This is a genomic window from Pseudomonas sp. S5D5 (assembly GCF_003013355.1).
GTDB lineage: Bacteria > Pseudomonadota > Gammaproteobacteria > Pseudomonadales > Pseudomonadaceae > Aquipseudomonas > Aquipseudomonas aylmerensis.
This window is the reverse complement of record NZ_PTEO01000001.1, coordinates 6,406,379-6,421,931: the sequence shown is the minus strand read 5'-3', so window position 1 is coordinate 6,421,931 and position 15,553 is coordinate 6,406,379. Positions and strand designations below refer to the sequence as shown.

General features: G+C 62.3%; 13 protein-coding genes. 8 read left to right on the top strand and 5 right to left on the bottom strand.

Annotated elements, in window-relative coordinates:
* The 4 genes from hslV to C9990_RS29315 form a co-directional block, all read right to left on the bottom strand.
* The gene (gene hslV / locus C9990_RS29330; protein ID WP_010563201.1) at positions 1–531 is read right to left on the bottom strand and encodes an ATP-dependent protease subunit HslV; all 531 of its coding nucleotides are present in this window, start codon (positions 529–531) and stop codon (positions 1–3) included.
* A 258-nt stretch (positions 532–789) separates the two neighbouring features.
* Complete coding sequence (locus C9990_RS29325) at positions 790–1,491, bottom strand: SPOR domain-containing protein (RefSeq protein WP_065899905.1); 702 nt, start codon at positions 1,489–1,491, stop codon at positions 790–792.
* 1 nt (position 1,492) lies between these two features.
* Complete coding sequence (gene argS, locus C9990_RS29320; protein WP_065899907.1) at positions 1,493–3,229, bottom strand: arginine--tRNA ligase; 1,737 nt, start codon at positions 3,227–3,229, stop codon at positions 1,493–1,495.
* Between the two features lie 204 nt (positions 3,230–3,433).
* Positions 3,434–5,653, bottom strand: a complete 2,220-nt coding sequence (locus C9990_RS29315) for a primosomal protein N' (protein WP_065899909.1) — start codon at positions 5,651–5,653, stop codon at positions 3,434–3,436.
* Between the two features lie 302 nt (positions 5,654–5,955).
* Here C9990_RS29315 and rpmE point away from each other — a divergent pair, with 302 nt between their 5' ends.
* The 3 genes from rpmE (at position 5,956) to C9990_RS29300 (ending at position 8,460) form a co-directional block, all read left to right on the top strand.
* The gene (rpmE, locus tag C9990_RS29310) at positions 5,956–6,189 is read left to right on the top strand and encodes a 50S ribosomal protein L31 (protein ID WP_005784030.1); all 234 of its coding nucleotides are present in this window, start codon (positions 5,956–5,958) and stop codon (positions 6,187–6,189) included.
* Positions 6,190–6,203: 14 nt separating this feature from the next.
* Positions 6,204–7,010, top strand: a complete 807-nt coding sequence (locus C9990_RS29305; RefSeq protein WP_106805377.1) for a thermonuclease family protein — start codon at positions 6,204–6,206, stop codon at positions 7,008–7,010.
* Positions 7,011–7,191: 181 nt separating this feature from the next.
* A complete protein-coding gene (locus tag C9990_RS29300; RefSeq protein ID WP_065899913.1) occupies positions 7,192–8,460 on the top strand; it encodes a malic enzyme-like NAD(P)-binding protein in 1,269 nt (422 codons plus the stop codon).
* Positions 8,461–8,668: 208 nt separating this feature from the next.
* Here the strand turns inward: C9990_RS29300 and C9990_RS29295 are convergent, their stop codons facing one another.
* Positions 8,669–11,131, bottom strand: a complete 2,463-nt coding sequence (locus tag C9990_RS29295) for a penicillin-binding protein 1A (RefSeq protein ID WP_371920715.1) — start codon at positions 11,129–11,131, stop codon at positions 8,669–8,671.
* A 221-nt stretch (positions 11,132–11,352) separates the two neighbouring features.
* Here C9990_RS29295 and pilM point away from each other — a divergent pair, with 221 nt between their 5' ends.
* From pilM to aroK, 5 genes are all read left to right on the top strand, one after another.
* Entirely contained in the window at positions 11,353–12,006 is a 654-nt protein-coding gene (gene pilM, locus C9990_RS29290; protein ID WP_106805376.1) for a type IV pilus biogenesis protein PilM, read from the top strand.
* Positions 12,006–12,557: a PilN domain-containing protein gene (locus tag C9990_RS29285; protein ID WP_106805375.1), complete on the top strand. Its 552-nt coding sequence runs from the start codon at positions 12,006–12,008 to the stop codon at positions 12,555–12,557. The genes pilM and C9990_RS29285 overlap by 1 nt, the downstream gene beginning before the upstream one ends.
* Entirely contained in the window at positions 12,554–13,516 is a 963-nt protein-coding gene (locus C9990_RS29280; RefSeq protein ID WP_106805374.1) for a pilus assembly protein PilP, read from the top strand. The genes C9990_RS29285 and C9990_RS29280 overlap by 4 nt, the downstream gene beginning before the upstream one ends.
* 69 nt (positions 13,517–13,585) lie before the next feature.
* Positions 13,586–14,911 carry a type IV pilus secretin PilQ gene (locus C9990_RS29275; protein ID WP_106805373.1) on the top strand — a complete coding sequence of 442 codons (1,326 nt, stop codon included), beginning with the start codon at positions 13,586–13,588 and terminating at the stop codon, positions 14,909–14,911.
* 4 nt (positions 14,912–14,915) lie between these two features.
* Positions 14,916–15,434 (top strand): shikimate kinase AroK, encoded by a 519-nt coding sequence (gene aroK, locus C9990_RS29270; protein WP_065899941.1) that lies wholly within the window; start codon positions 14,916–14,918, stop codon positions 15,432–15,434.
* Positions 15,435–15,553: the final 119 nt, after the last annotated feature.

The following is a 15,553-nucleotide window of genomic DNA, read 5'->3' as shown; positions in this document are numbered from 1 at the left end:
TTACTCGGCGAGGTCCTGCTCCTCAATGGTGAAGTTGTGGTTGGTGAACACGCAGATGTCGCCGGCGATGCCCAGGGCAGTCTCGACGATTTCGCGGGCCGACAGGTCGGTTTTCTTCAACAGTGCGCTGGCAGCCGCTTGTGCGTAGCCACCGCCGGAGCCCATGGCGATCAGGCCGTGTTCGGGCTCAACCACATCGCCGTTACCGGTGATGATCAGGGACGCGTCTTTGTTGGCGACTGCCAGCATGGCTTCCAGGCGGCTGAGGGAGCGGTCGGTGCGCCATTCTTTGGCAAGCTCGACAGCGGCGCGCACGAGGTGGCCCTGATGCTTTTCAAGCTGGCCTTCGAAACGTTCAAAGAGGGTGAAGGCGTCGGCGGTAGCGCCGGCAAAGCCCGCGAGAACCTGGCCGTGGTACAGGCGACGGACTTTTTTCGCGTTGCCTTTCATCACGGTGTTGCCAAGGGAAACCTGGCCGTCGCCGCCCATGACGACTTTGCCGTGGCGACGTACTGAAACGATGGTGGTCAAGGGGAGAGTCTCCACGCAGCGGGGCGAAAATGCCCTGATGGAAACTCATATGGGGGTGGCGGGGGGGATTTCAACCGTAAGGGTTTAAGGCGGACGAGTGGTGTTTATCGGTCCGACACATTTTTTAAGCTCACCCCAAAACCAAATGTGGGAGCGGGCTTGCCTGCGATGGTGGTGTGCCAGTCACTGAAATATTGACTGTGATACCGCCATCGCCGGCACGCCAGCTCCCACATGGGCCCTGCTGTGTTGTCAGATTCAGCGGCTCTGGCGTTGTTGTAACAACAGGTTGCTAAACCCGGCGCCGGCCAGTTGTTTCTGTGCGACGGTCAGCTGTTCGCGGTTGCTGAACGGCCCTACCAGGACGCGATACCAGGTCGCGTCCTTGACCGTGCCGGACTCCACCGTCACCGTCTGGCCGAGCAGGATGATCTGCGCACGCACACGATCCGCATCCGCCTGTTTCGGGAACGAGCCCGCCTGCAGGAAGAACTTGGTCACCGGTGCTGCCTTGGTCTCTGCAACCGGCGGTGCTGGTGGCGGGGTGATCCCGGCCAGCGCCGCCTGGGCCCGTGCGGTGTCGATTTTCGCCGCTTCCGCAGGCGTTACCGGGGTGGTCGGCACTTGCGGCGTCGGCAGGGTTTTCTCCGGCACGGCGTCGGGCGGCACGATCACTTCCGATTCCGGCAGCAGCGTGTAGAAGTCGTACTTCGGCTTCACCGGTGCAGTCGGGCTCGGCGCAGTCTTGTTGGCTTCGGCGATTTTGGTGGCCTTCTGCTGCTCCTGCTTGACGCGTTTGACGTCATCGCCCTTGCCCGGCTCCAGCTTCATCAGAATCACCACAAACGCGCCGACCGCCAGGCCGATGGCCATCCACAACCAGCCTGGAATAGGCTTCTTCGCCGGTGCCTGGTAGCGGCTCGCGCCGCGCTTGGGTGCAGGTTTTTTCTTGGCAGCCAACTTACATACGCTCCAGGGTTTCCAGGCCTAACAGTTCCAGGCCTTGCTTGAGGGTCCGTCCAGCCAGTGCGGCGAGGCGCAGGCGACTTTGCTTCTGGGCTTCGTCGTCGGCGGTGAGGATCGGGCAATTCTCGTAGAAGCTGGAGAACAGACCGGCGACTTCGTACAAGTAGGTGCAGAGGATATGCGGCGTGCCTTTCTCGCCAACGCTGTTCAGCACTTCGCCGAATTGCGCCAGTTTCGCGGCCAGTTCCTGCTCATGCGGGGCCTGGAGCACGATCTGGCCTTCGACTGCGCTGAAGTCCTTGCCCAGCTTGCGGAACACCCCGGCTACGCGGGTGTAGGCGTACAGCAGGTACGGCGCGGTGTTGCCTTCGAAGTTGAGCATCAGTTCGAAGTTGAAGCTGTAGTCGCTGGTGCGGTGCTTGGACAGGTCGGCGTATTTCACCGCGCCAATCCCCACCACGCGGGCGATGTTGCGCAGGTCGGCCTCGGCCAGCTCCGGGTTCTTTTCCTTCACCAGGTTGTAGGCACGCTCCTGGGCTTCGGTCAGCAGGTCGATCAGCTTCACGGTGCCGCCGTCGCGGGTCTTGAACGGGCGGCCATCGGCGCCGTTCATGGTGCCGAAACCCATGTGTTCCATGTGCATCGGGTGGGTGACAAACCCTGCGCGCCGCGCCACTTCGAACACCTGCTGGAAGTGCAGGGCCTGGCGCTGGTCGACGAAATACAGCGCACGGTCGGCTTTCAGCACGCCGCTGCGGTAGCGCACGGCCGCCAGGTCAGTGGTGGCGTAGAGGTAGCCGCCGTCGGCCTTGACGATGATTACCGGCAGCGGCTCGCCGTCGGCAGTCTTGAATTCTTCGAGGAACACGCACTGGGCACCGTTGCTTTCGACCAGCAGGCCCTTGGCCTTGAGGTCGTTGACCACGTTGATCAGGTCATCGTTGTAGGCGCTTTCGCCCATCACGTCGGCCGGGGTCAACTTGACGTTGAGCAGCTCGTAGATTTCCTGGCAGTGCGACAGCGAGATCTCCCGGAAGCGGCCCCACAGCTCCAGGCATTCCTTGTCACCGGCCTGCAGCTTGACCACCAGGCCACGGGCGCGGTCGGCGAACTCTTCGGATTCGTCGAAACGCTTCTTGGCGGCGCGGTAGAAGTTCTCCAGGTCTGCCAGCTCGTTGCTGGTGATCGGGTTTTCCTGCAGATACGCCATCAACATGCCGAACTGGGTGCCCCAGTCGCCCACGTGGTTCTGGCGGATCACGGTGTCGCCGAGGAACTCCAGCACGCGTGCCACGCCGTCGCCGATGATGGTCGAACGCAGGTGGCCGACGTGCATTTCCTTGGCCAGGTTGGGCGCCGACAGGTCAATCGCCACGCGCTCCAGCGGGCCGGCCTTGCGCACGCCGATTTTTTCGTCAGCCAGGGCTGCGTCCAGGCGGGACGCCAGGGCCTGGGTGTTCTGGAAGAAGTTGATAAAGCCCGGGCCGGCGATTTCGGCCTTGGTGACCTGCGGGTCGGCGGGCAGGGCGGCGATGATTTTTTCCGCCAGGTCGCGCGGTTTCATGCCCGCAGGCTTGGCGAGCATCATCGCGATGTTGCTGGCGAAGTCGCCGTGGGTCTTGTCGCGGGTGTTTTCCACCTGGATCGCCGGCGTCAGGCCTTCAGGCAACACACCTTCGTTGACGAGTTGGGTGAGGGCTTGTTGGATCAGCTGGCGAATGGTGTCTTTCATGGTGTTCTCTTTCGACCGCAAGCGGCGGCGCGCGATGCGCAGGTGGAAAAACTGGGCATTATCCGTGGCGAGGGCGGGCTTGCCAACCGTTCAGGTTCTTCGGCAGACCTGCGGGCCTCATCGCGGGTAAGCCCGCTGCCACATTTAAGGGTATTCACATTTCAAAACGTGGGAGCCGGCTTGCCTGGGATAGCGATTTTGAAATCAGTACAAATCTACCGGGTCTACGTCCAACGACCATCGCACTTGCCTGCCACTGGGCATTTGCTCCAGGGCAAGCAACCAGCTACTTAATAGCCGATGCAGCGGTGCACGGGAGGTTGCCTGCAAGAGTAGCTGAGCACGATAGCGTCCGGCGCGGCGCTCCATGGGCGCGGGCACCGGGCCGAGCAATTCGATGCCGGTCAGACCCAGTTCGACGAGCAAACGTTCGGCGGCGCTGCAGGCTTCATCCAGGAAACCTTCGGCTTGCCCGGGTTTATGCGCTTCGGCGCGCAGCAGCGCCAAATGGGCAAAGGGTGGCAGTCCGGCGGAGCGGCGCTCGCTCAGCGCCTGCTCGGCGAAGGCAAAGTAGCCTTGTTCTGTCAGTTGGATCAGCAGTGGATGGTCAGCCAAATGCGTCTGGATAATCACTTTGCCCGGCTCTTCGGCGCGTCCGGCGCGGCCCGCGACCTGCACAATCAACTGCGCCATGCGCTCGCTGGCGCGGAAGTCGCCGGAGAACAGGCCACCATCGGCATCCAGGATCGACACCAGGGTCACCCGTGGAAAATGATGCCCTTTGGCGAGCATCTGCGTGCCCACCAGAATGCATGGCTGGCCTTTCTGAATGGTGGCAAACAGCTGATTCATCGCATCTTTGCGCGAGGTGCTGTCGCGGTCGACCCGCAGCACCGGGTAGTCGGGGAACAGAATGCCCAGGCGTTCCTCGGCGCGCTCGGTGCCTGCGCCCACCGGCCGCAGGTCGACCTTGCCGCACTGCGGGCAGTGGCGAGGCACGCGTTCCACATGGCCGCAGTGATGGCAGCGCAATTCGCCGTAGCGCTGGTGCACGGTCATGCGCGCATCGCAGCGCTCGCACTCCGACATCCAGCCGCAGTCATGGCACAGCAGGGTCGGCGCAAAGCCGCGGCGATTGAGAAACACCAATACCTGCTGGCCGGCGGCGAGGGTCTGGCCGATGGCTTGCTGCATAGGCCCGGAGATGCCGCTGTCGAGTGGACGACTCTTGACGTCCAGGCGCAGGAAACGTGGCTGTTTGGCGCCCCCCGCGCGCTCATTCAAGCGTAGGAGTCCATACCGGCCGGTGTAGGCGTTATGCAGGCTTTCCAGGGACGGTGTGGCCGAGCCCAGCACAATCGGGATGTCTTCCTGGCGCGCGCGCACCAGCGCCAGGTCGCGGGCGTGATAACGCAGGCCTTCCTGCTGTTTATAGGAGCCGTCGTGCTCCTCGTCGATGATGATCAGCCCGGGGTTCTTCATCGGCGTGAACAGCGCCGAACGCGTGCCGATAATAATGTCGGCCTCGCCATCGCGCGCCGCCAGCCACGACTCCAGGCGCTCCCGGTCGTTGACCGCCGAGTGCACCAGGGCAATGCGCGCATTGAAGCGCTGCTCGAAGCGCGCCAGGGTTTGCGGGCCCAGGTTGATCTCCGGGATCAACACCAGCGCCTGTTTGCCGGCCTGCAGGGTTTCACGGATCAGTTGCAGATAGACTTCGGTCTTGCCGCTGCCGGTGACACCCGCCAGCAGGAACGCGTGGAAACTGTCGAAGCCTGCGCGAATGGCTTCGTACGCGGCGCGTTGTTCGGTGTTCAGCGGTAGTTCGGGCTGGGCCAGCCAGTGTTCGTGGCGCGGGTCCGGGGCGTGCTTGCGGATTTCCACCTGCACCAGGCCCTTGGCCAACAGCAGGTCGAGGCTGTCCTTGCTCAGCATCAGCTTGCTCAGCAACTGATGCGCGACGCCGTGAGGATGTTGCGCCAGGGTGGCCAGGGCTTCACGCTGGCGCGGCGCGCGGGCGATGCGCGGGTCGTCGAGGCGCGCACCGGGCACCATCGACCAGAAGCGTTCCTGGCGCGCTTCGGCCAACTCGCCCTGGCGCAACAGCACCGGCAGTGCCCAGCTCAAGGTATCGCCGAGGCTGTGCTGGTAATACTGGGCGGTCCACAGACACAGCTTGAACAGCTCCGGCGGCAGCGGTGGCGTGGCATCAAGGATCGCCAGCGCCGGCTTGAGCTTTTCGGCCGGCACTTCGCTGTGGTCGGCGACTTCCACCAGGATGCCGATCATCTCCCGCCGCCCGAATGGCACGCGCACACGCATGCCCGGCTGCAACTGCGCCCGCAGCACGCCGGCCGGGGCCCGGTAGTCGAACAGGCGGCGCAGGGGCGAGGGCAGGGCTAGGCGCAAAATGGCGTCGGGCACGCGAGGGGTCTCATCTATAAAGGCAGGCAGTGGCGCAGGGGCGGGAGCCTAGCAGACCTGCGGTAGAGGTGTCCCGTCTCTGGTACAGGAGGCAGCACTTCTGTGGGCGCCGGGCGGGTTGTGGTGGGCAGGCTTGCCCTCTGGTGTGCCGCAAGTTTTCTGATGAAAGGGGCTTTTATGTGTGTAAACGACCGCCGCCGCTGCTTGCGTGATTAAAAAGGTCTGGTAGAATCCGCGGCCTAATTACGTGCGGTATTCGACAATAGTGTCGAGTGGCGGCACGCTAGCCCGAGGAAGTCACCATGAAAGCCGATATCCATCCAGCGTACGAAACCATCGAAGTCACCTGCAGCTGCGGCAACAAGTTCGAAACTCGTTCGAACCTGTGCAAGCCACTGGGTACTGACGTATGCAACGAGTGCCACCCGTTCTACACCGGTAAGCAGAAAACTCTGGACACCGGCGGCCGTGTACAGCGCTTCGCAGATCGCTTTGGTGCTTTCGGCAAGAAGCCTGCTGCTACTCCAGCAGAGTAAGGCTCAAAAGCCTTATGGGCTTTTGCCAGCTGTTGAAAAAGGCGTCCCTTGTGGGCGCCTTTTTTGTGCCTGGGATTTGGCTCTCGGCTGCGCAGGCCGAGGCGTTCTGCCCGGCACCGACGTCCCTGGCCCGTGTGGAAGTGCAGCGCGTGGTGGATGGCGACACGGTACGCCTCAAGGATGGCCGCAGCGTGCGGCTGATCGGTATCAATGCGCCGGAGACCGGCAAGAAGGGCCGTGCGGACGAACCCTACGCCGTCGCCGCCCGTCAGCGCCTACAGGCGCTGGTCCAGGCCAGCAATGGCCGTGTCGGCCTGGTGGTGGGGCGCGAGCCTAAAGATCATTACGGACGCACCCTGGCCCATCTCTATGGTGCCGACGGCAAGAACCTTGAAGCCCAACTGTTGACCGAAGGGCTGGGCTTCCAAGTGGGGGTGGCGCCGAATGTTGACCTCGTCAGCTGTCAGCAGGCCGCTGAAAACACTGCCCGCAAGGCGCGGCTCGGTCTTTGGCGGCAATCGCCGGTGCAGGCCGTCACGCAACTCAAGCGTTCCGGGTTTGCCGTGGTCAGTGGCCGGGTCAACAAGGTCGAGCGTAATCGGGGCGGCGTCTGGATTGAGCTGCAGGGTTCACTGGTATTACGCATCGCCCCGGCTCTGGTCAGCCAATTCGACAGTGTCCTGCTCAATGGTCTGCAAGGGCGCACTGTTGAGGCGCGTGGTTGGGTGCAGGATCGTTCGCGACGCGGCGGCCTGAAAAACGGCCAGGCGCGTTGGCTGCTGCCACTGACCGATCCCGGGATGCTTAAATCGACGCTTTAAGAAAAAATTGTAGACATTTTTTAAGTCGATTGTGAACAGTTGAGCCCTTGTATCCCGTGGCTCTTGGCCGAAAGTCTTAGTGCAGGGCCCTTGACACCTGTGACTGCCCAGTCTTGTAGGGACTTTGCGACACGCGTATCCTCGGCGGTCCGTCGACCAACAGTAAAAGCGGAATGCCGATATGTCTGATTTGAAAACTGCCGCTCTCGAATATCATGCCCATCCTCGTCCAGGAAAGCTGAGTGTAGAGCTCACCAAAGCCACTGCCACCGCCCGCGACCTGTCGCTGGCCTACAGCCCTGGCGTTGCCGAGCCCGTACGTGAAATCGCCCGCGACCCTGAACTGGCGTACAAGTACACCGGCAAAGGCAACCTGGTTGCAGTGATTTCCGATGGCACCGCGATCCTGGGCCTGGGTAACCTCGGCCCATTGGCTTCCAAGCCAGTCATGGAAGGTAAAGGCGTGCTGTTCAAGCGCTTCGCCGGCATCGACGTTTTCGACATCGAAGTCGACTCCGAAAGCCCGCAGGCCTTCATCGACACCGTCAAGCGCATTTCCATCACCTTCGGTGGCATCAACCTGGAAGACATCAAGGCACCTGAGTGCTTCGAGATCGAAAAGGCCCTGATCGAGCAGTGCGACATTCCGGTATTCCACGATGACCAGCACGGCACCGCGATCGTTACCGCGGCCGGCATGATCAACGCCCTGGAAATCGCTGGCAAAACCCTGGCTGACGCCAAGATCGTCTGCCTGGGCGCTGGCGCTGCGGCCATCTCCTGCATGAAGTTGCTGGTGAGCATGGGCGCCAAGCTGGAAAACATCTTCATGGTCGACAGCAAGGGCGTGGTCCAGTCCGAGCGTACCGACCTGAACCAGTACAAGGCGATGTTTGCCCACGCCACCGAGAAGCGCACCCTGGCTGACGCCCTCGACGGTGCCGACGTGTTCGTCGGCCTGTCCGGTCCGAACCTGCTGAGCGCCGAAGGCCTGAAGTCCATGGCGGCCAACCCGATCGTGTTCGCCTGCTCCAACCCTGATCCAGAAATCTCTCCGGAACTGGCGCACGCCACCCGTAGCGACGTGATCATGGCGACCGGCCGTTCGGACTACCCGAACCAGGTCAACAACGTACTGGGCTTCCCGTTCATCTTCCGTGGTGCCCTGGACGTTCGCGCCAAGCGCATCAACGAAGAAATGAAAGTCGCTGCCGCCAACGCCCTGCGCGAACTGGCCAAGCTGCCGGTTCCTCAGGAAGTGTGCGACGCCTACGGTGGCATCAAGCTGGAATTCGGCCGTGAGTACATCATTCCGAAACCAATGGATAAGCGCCTGATCACCCTGATCTCCGATGCCGTGGCCAAGGCCGCGATCGAGACCGGTGTGGCTACCCTGCCGTATCCGAAGCACTACCCGCTGCAAAGCGTGGATGATGTGTTCAACGGCTAAGCCGTTGTAGCGCACAACAAAAAGCCCCGGCTCGCGAGAGTCGGGGCTTTTTGTTGGCTGGCAATTAGCTTGAGCCTTGCGGTGAGCTAAAGGTGGGAGCGGGCTTACTCGCGAAGGCGGTGTGTCAGTCGGCCCATCTGAGCCTGATACTCCGCCTTCGCGAGCAAGCCCGCTCCCACATTGGATCTGTGCTCAGCCACAGATCCGATTAGAACAAGTCGATCGGCGCCGCCTCATCCGCCGGCAGCGGGCTGCCCGGTGCAACGCCATTGCCCAGCTCGTTGACCGACGGCGGGGTGTCTTCGCTCTTGAACAGTTCGAAGTACGCATTCGGCGTGCTTGGCGAGGCCGCGCGGCCACTGACCGGATCGATCCGCAGGCTGAGGATGCCTTCCGGCTCGGGTTGGGTATGCAGCGGCTTGTCCTTCAGGGCGGCGCCCATGTAGCTCATCCAGATCGGCAGCGCGACGGTGCCGCCGAACTCGCGACGGCCGAGGCTTTCCGGCTGGTCGTAGCCGGTCCACACGGTGGTCACGTAGTCGGCGTTGTAGCCGGAGAACCAGGCGTCCTTGGAATCGTTGGTGGTACCGGTCTTGCCCGCGATATCCGCCCGGCCCAGGGCCAGGGCGCGACGGCCGGTGCCTTTCTTGATCACGTCTTCCAGGATGCTGTTGAGGATATAGGTGGTACGGCCATCCACCACGCGCTCGGCCACGGCAGGTGCCTGCGGCTCGGTCGGGGCCGTGGCATTTGCCGCAGGCTGTGTACCTGGGGTCGGCTCGATGGTGATACCGCCGTTGCCCGGGGCCGCCACGCCATCGGTGGCCGCCACGCCGTTGACCACGTCACCCGGCACGCGTGGCGGGTTGGCGGTGAACAGGGTGTCGCCATTGCGGCTTTCGATCTTGTCGATCAGGTATGGCGTGATCTTGTAGCCGCCGTTGGCAAAGGTGCTCCAGCCGGTGGCGATCTCCATCGGCGTGAGGGTCGCGGTGCCCAGGGCCAGCGACAGGTTCGGCGGCAGGTCCGACTTGTTGAAGCCAAAGCGGGTGATGTAGTCGATGGTCTTGCCCACGCCCATCGCTTGCAGCAGTCGGATCGACACCAGGTTGCGCGACTTGTACAGCGCCTCGCGGATGCGGATCGGGCCGAGGAAGGTGTTGGTGTCGTTTTTCGGGCGCCAGACCTTGTCCAGGTACTCGTCGACAAACACGATCGGTGCATCGTTGACCAGGCTGGCGGCGGTATAACCATTATCCAGTGCGGCACTGTAGATGAACGGCTTGAAGCTCGACCCTGGTTGACGCTTGGCCTGGGTGGCGCGGTTGTAGTTGCTCTGCTCGAAAGCGAAGCCACCGACCAGCGCGCGGATCGCACCGTTCTGTGGGTCCAGCGAAACCAGCGCGCCCTGGGCCAATGGCACCTGGCTGAATTTGAGGCTGTCGTCCTTCTGGCGCTGCACGCGGATCAGGTCACCGACTTGCGCGACGTCCGACGGCTGCTTGGGCATCGGGCCCATGCTGTTGGTGTTCAGGAACGGGCGTGCCCATTTCATGCTGTCCCACGCCACATGCGCTTCGCCGGTGCGGGTCAGGACCTGCAAGCCATCTTTCTTCACCTGGGTGACGATGGCGGGCTCCAGGCCACTGATCGGGCGTTGCTTGCCCAGCTCGGTGGTCCAGGCGCTCAGGGTCTTGCCCGGCAGGCGCGATTCCGGGCCACGGTAGCCGTGGCGCTGGTCGTAGGTGACCAGGCCGGAATGCACCGACGTGTTGGCGATTTCCTGCAGGTCGCTCGGCACGGTAGTGGTCACGCGGAAACCTTCGGTGTAGGCCTCGCTGCCGTAGCGGCCGACCATCTCGGCGCGCGCCATTTCGGCGATATACGGCGCGTTCACTTCTGGCGTCGGCACGTGATAACTGGCGTTCAGCGGCTCGGCCACGGCGCTTTCGTAAGCGGCCTGGTCGATCTTGCCCAGCTTGTACATGCGCCCCAGGATCCAGTCGCGACGCTCCTTGCTGCGCGCCGGGTTGGCCAGCGGGTTGAAGCGCGACGGGGCCTTGGGCAGGCCGGCGATCATCGCCATCTGCGCCAGGCTGGCGTCACGGATCGACTTGCCGTAGTACACCTGCGAAGCCGCCTCGATCCCGTAGGCACGGTTGCCCAGATAGATTTTGTTGACGTACAGCTCGAGGATTTCATCCTTGGTCAGCTGGCGTTCGATCTGCAGCGCCAGGAGGATCTCGGTGGCTTTACGCGAAAAGCTGCGCTCGCTGGTGAGGAAGAAGTTCTTCGCCACCTGCATGGTGATGGTGCTGCCGCCGGATTGAATGTGTCCGCTTTTTACCAATTGTGTGGCTGCGCGCACCAGGCTGCTGGGGTCGACGCCATAGTGGTTGGCAAAATTATCGTCTTCGGCCGACAACAACGCGCTGATGAAATTGGGTGGAATGTCGGCAAAACGGATCGGTGTGCGGCGCATTTCGCCGAACTCCGCGATCAGTTTTTCATCGCTGCTGTAGACCCGCAAAGGAATCTGCAACTGGATACTTCTCAGGGCCTCTACGGAGGGCAAACCCGGACTAAGGTAGAGATAGGCCCCGCTGAGCACGAGCAGCAGCCCGCAGACGATCGCGACAATGGAGTACCCGAAAAACTTCAGCAGACGAATCAAGGCTTTTGGATTTCCAGAGAAAAGAATGAGTTAGGCGTCGGGGCATGCATGGCAAACGATGGATCAACCCGAGCTGCAGATAAAAAGCGGGAAAAAACGCTGGGCATTAAAGCATTTTTCGGCTTCGGACGTCATTCGCACAGGTTCAACAAATCGACCGAATGCATGGCGCCCGACGGCAATCAGGCGGTATGACAGGCAAAGCTTTAGGGAGTTTTATGCGAAAGGGATTTTTCAGGCGAAAAACCGACACCCTCCTGGGCGTCGATATCAATGACACGGCCATCAGCCTGGTCGAATTGAGTCATTCAACCGCCGGTTACACCATTCAAGGCTACGCCACCCAGGCGCTGCCGGCCCATGCGGTGGTGGATGGTACCTTGCTGGATCTCGAGGGGATCGGGCGTGCCCTGCAGGCTGCATTGGCACGGCTGCAAACCTCGGCGCGCGGGGCTGCCGTGGCGGTGTCCGGGCCTTCGGTGATCACGCGGGTGATCGAAATGGAAGCAGGCCTCAGCGACGACGAGATGACATGGATGATCCAGATGGAGGCGGACCAGTACATCCCCTACCCATTGGATGACGTGAGCATCGACTTTCAGGTGCAAGGGCAATTGTCCCAGGACCCGGCGCGGGTGCAGGTGCTGCTGGCTGCGTGCCTGAAGGCGCAGGTGGAGGCGCGCGAGGCGGTTTTGGCGCTGGCCGGGCTGGTGCCGAAGGTGGTGGACGTCGAAGCGTTTGCATTGGCGCGCGCTTGCAGTCAGGATTTCGCCAGCTTCACGCCGGGCCATCGAGTCGATGGTGCACAATGGGCCTTGGATGCCCAAGGGATGGGAATTGCTTGCGGGTTGGCCCTGAGGAGTTTCGCTTGATGACACGAATCAATCTTTTGCCTTGGCGCCAGGCGCTGGCAGAGCGGCGACGCAAGTACTTCCTCGCGTGTTTGCTGGCGTTCGCCTGTGTGGCGCTCGCAGCCGTGTGGCTGGCGGACCAGGTGATCGACCAGGCGATTGACCGGCAAGTGACGCGCAATGACCACCTCGGCAAGGAAGTCGGCGTGCTCGATTCGCGCATCAGGACCATCGATGACCTGCAGGAGCAAAGCCAGCAACTGGCGGAGCGCATGAAGGTCGTACAGGACCTGCACGACTCCCGCTCATCCGGCGCCCAACTGCTGGACCAGTTGGCCCGCGCAGTGCCTGAAGGGGTACACCTGCATGAAGTCGTGGCGAAGGGCGACACGCTGAGCATCAGCGGCAGTGCTGAATCGAGCCAGGACATCGCCCAGTTGATGCGCCGCCTGGAGGCGTCTGAAGGCGCCCACGCCACGCGGCTGCAGCATGTGCGCACCGAAGGCATGCGCGGCAACAATGAATTCCAGCTGATGGTGCGCCAGGGAGAGTCCACCGAGGCTCAACCATGAGCCTGCCCAGGCTCGATATTTCTGCACTCACTCACAACGCTGCAAAATGGCCCCTACCTGGCAAGGCCCTGCTGGGCTGTGCGCTGGTGGGCGTGGTGCTGGTGATGGGTGAGTGGATGTACCTCGGCCCGTCGCGGGAGCGGTTGCAGCAGCTGGAGCGCGAGGACGTCGCTTTGCAGCAGCAGCTTGCGCAAAAAAGCACCTTGTCGGCCAGCCTCGAGGCACGGGTCCATGAGCTTGCACTCAGGCAGGCGAAGTTCGACGAGCTGTTGCAGGCGCTGCCCGCCGAATCGCAGATGCCCGCCTTGCTGGAAGACACCGCTCGGTTGGCGCTGGCCAATGGTTTGCTGATCGAAAGCATCGCCCCGCTGGATGAGCAGCCACGGTCTTTGCACGGCGAGCAGCCGGTGCAGATCGGCGTGACGGGCGCTTACCACGACCTGGCCACGTTCGTGAGTGCCTTGGGCGGCCTGGCACGACTCACCACGGTGCACGATGTCGCCCTGCGCCGTGATGGCAAGCTGCTGCGCCTGGACCTGCTGGCCAGGACCTATTGGCATGCGCAGCAGGGGCGTGGCATAGCCGTTCAGGCCCAGCCGTTTGTCTACGATGCCTTTGGCCTGCGCGACCCGTTCCAGCCGCTTGCCGTCCAGGTCGATCATGTGCGTGGCCGCGCGGCCCATGCGCCGGACCTCAGCCGGGCGCGAGGCATCCTCGAAAGCCTGGCGGTGGATCAGCTCGAAATGGTCGGCACCTTGTCTCGCGGGCTGCAGACCTATGCCTTGCTGCGTGCCGCCTCCAAGGTGCATCGCCTCGCGGTCGGGGATTACCTGGGGCCGGACCACGGCCGGGTGACGGCCATCCATGAGGGGCATATAGAACTGGTGGAATTGTTCCCCGATGAACAGGGCGCATGGCTGGAGCGTCCGCGAACCCTCGCGTTAAACGTCAACTCATAACGGAATAAACCAATGAAAAGGACTTTCTCGTCCTTCGGTGTGGCGCTATGGATAGCGTTCACGGCACCGATGGCTGCTGCTGTGCCCAATCGTGTGGATCTGATCCAGCTGCCGCCCCCCGGCAGCGCTGCATCGAACACCTATACCGGCGACAAGCTGAACCTCAACTTCCAGAACATCGAGCTGCGCGCCGTGCTGCAGCAAATCGCCGATGTCGCGGGCCTCAACCTGGTGGCCAGCGACGACGTGCAGGGTTCGATCACCCTGCGCCTCAAGGATGTGCCGTGGGATCAGGCGCTCGACTTGGTGCTGCAGGCCAAGGGCCTGGATAAGCGGCTGAAGGCCGGTGTATTGCTGGTGGCGCCTGCCGAGGAGCTGGCTGCCCGCGAACTGTTGACGCTGGAGTCGCGCAAACAGATGGCCGAGCTGGCGCCCTTGCGCCGCGAGCTGCTGCAGGTCAATTACGCCAAGGCCGCAGACTTGGCCAAGCTGTTCCAGTCGGTGGCTGGCCTTGAAGGCAGCACCGATGAGCGCGGCTCGGTGGCGGTGGACGACCGCACCAATAACATCATCGCCTACCAGACCCGCGAGCGTTTGGACGAGCTGCGGCGAATCGTGGCGCAGCTGGATATCCCGGTGCGCCAGGTGATGATCGAGGCGAGGATTGTCGAGGCCAATGTCGATTACGACAAAAGCCTGGGCGTGCGTTGGGGAGGTGGACTCAGTCGCGGTGGTTGGGGTGCTGGCGGCATTCAGAAACCTTTGCCCGACGGCATGGAGCCTGTGGAAAACCCGGCCAGCGCACCGTTTGTCGATATGGGCTCGCTGGCCGGTACCTCCGGCCTGGGCATCGCCTTCATCACCGATAATTTGCTGCTGGACCTTGAGCTGACCGCCATGGAGAAAACCGGTAACGGGGAAATTGTCTCGCAACCCAAAGTGGTCACCTCTGACAAGGAAACCGCACGCATCCTCAAGGGCACCGAGATTCCCTACCAGGAATCCAGCTCCAGCGGTGCCACGTCGGTGTCGTTCAAGGAGGCTTCGCTGTCGCTGGAAGTCACCCCGCAAATCACCCCGGACGGCTGGGTGATCATGGAGGTCAAGGTCACGAAGGATGAGCCCGACTACCTGAACAAGCTCAATGACGTGCCGCCGATCAAGAAAAACGAGGTCAACGCCAAGGTGCTGGTCAAGGATGGGGAGACCATCGTGATTGGCGGGGTTTTCTCCAATACCCAAAGCAAAGTGGTAGATAAAGTGCCATTTTTGGGCGATGTGCCGTATCTTGGCCGCCTTTTCCGGCGCGATGTGCTGGCGGAGAAAAAATCCGAGCTGCTGGTATTCCTGACTCCGCGTATTATGAATAACCAGGCGATTGCTGTGAGTCGTTGATTCTGTGCGAAATTTGATTCTTGTAGGACCGATGGGGGCTGGAAAAAGCACCATCGGCCGTTTGCTGGCCAAAGAGCTGCGCCTGCCATTCAAAGATTCCGACAAGGAAATTGAATTGCGCACGGGTGCCAATATCCCATGGATCTTCGATAAGGAAGGCGAACTGGGCTTTCGCGACCGCGAGCAGGCGATGATTGCCGAGCTGTGCGGCTGCGATGGCGTGGTATTGGCGACCGGCGGTGGCGCGGTGATGCGCGAGGAAAACCGCCGGGCGCTGCATGCCGGCGGTCGCGTGGTCTATCTGCATGCGTCGGTGGAACAGCAAGTGGGCCGTACCGCCCGCGATCGCAATCGCCCGTTGTTGCGCACCGCCGACCCGGCCAAGACCCTGCGGGATCTGCTGACGCTGCGCGACCCGCTGTATCGGGAGATCGCCGATCTGGTGGTGGAAACCGATGAGCGGCCACCGCGGATGGTGGTGCTCGACATTCTTGAGCGCCTGCAACGGCTGCCACCCCGTTAAAGCCAGGCTCGAAATGCGCTATTCTCGGCGGCGCGCTATCACCCTTGCGGGTGTGGCGTAGAGCCATCAGGCAACGTCTGATCTGGACGTTACCGGTCGTCAATACATCTTCAACGCGG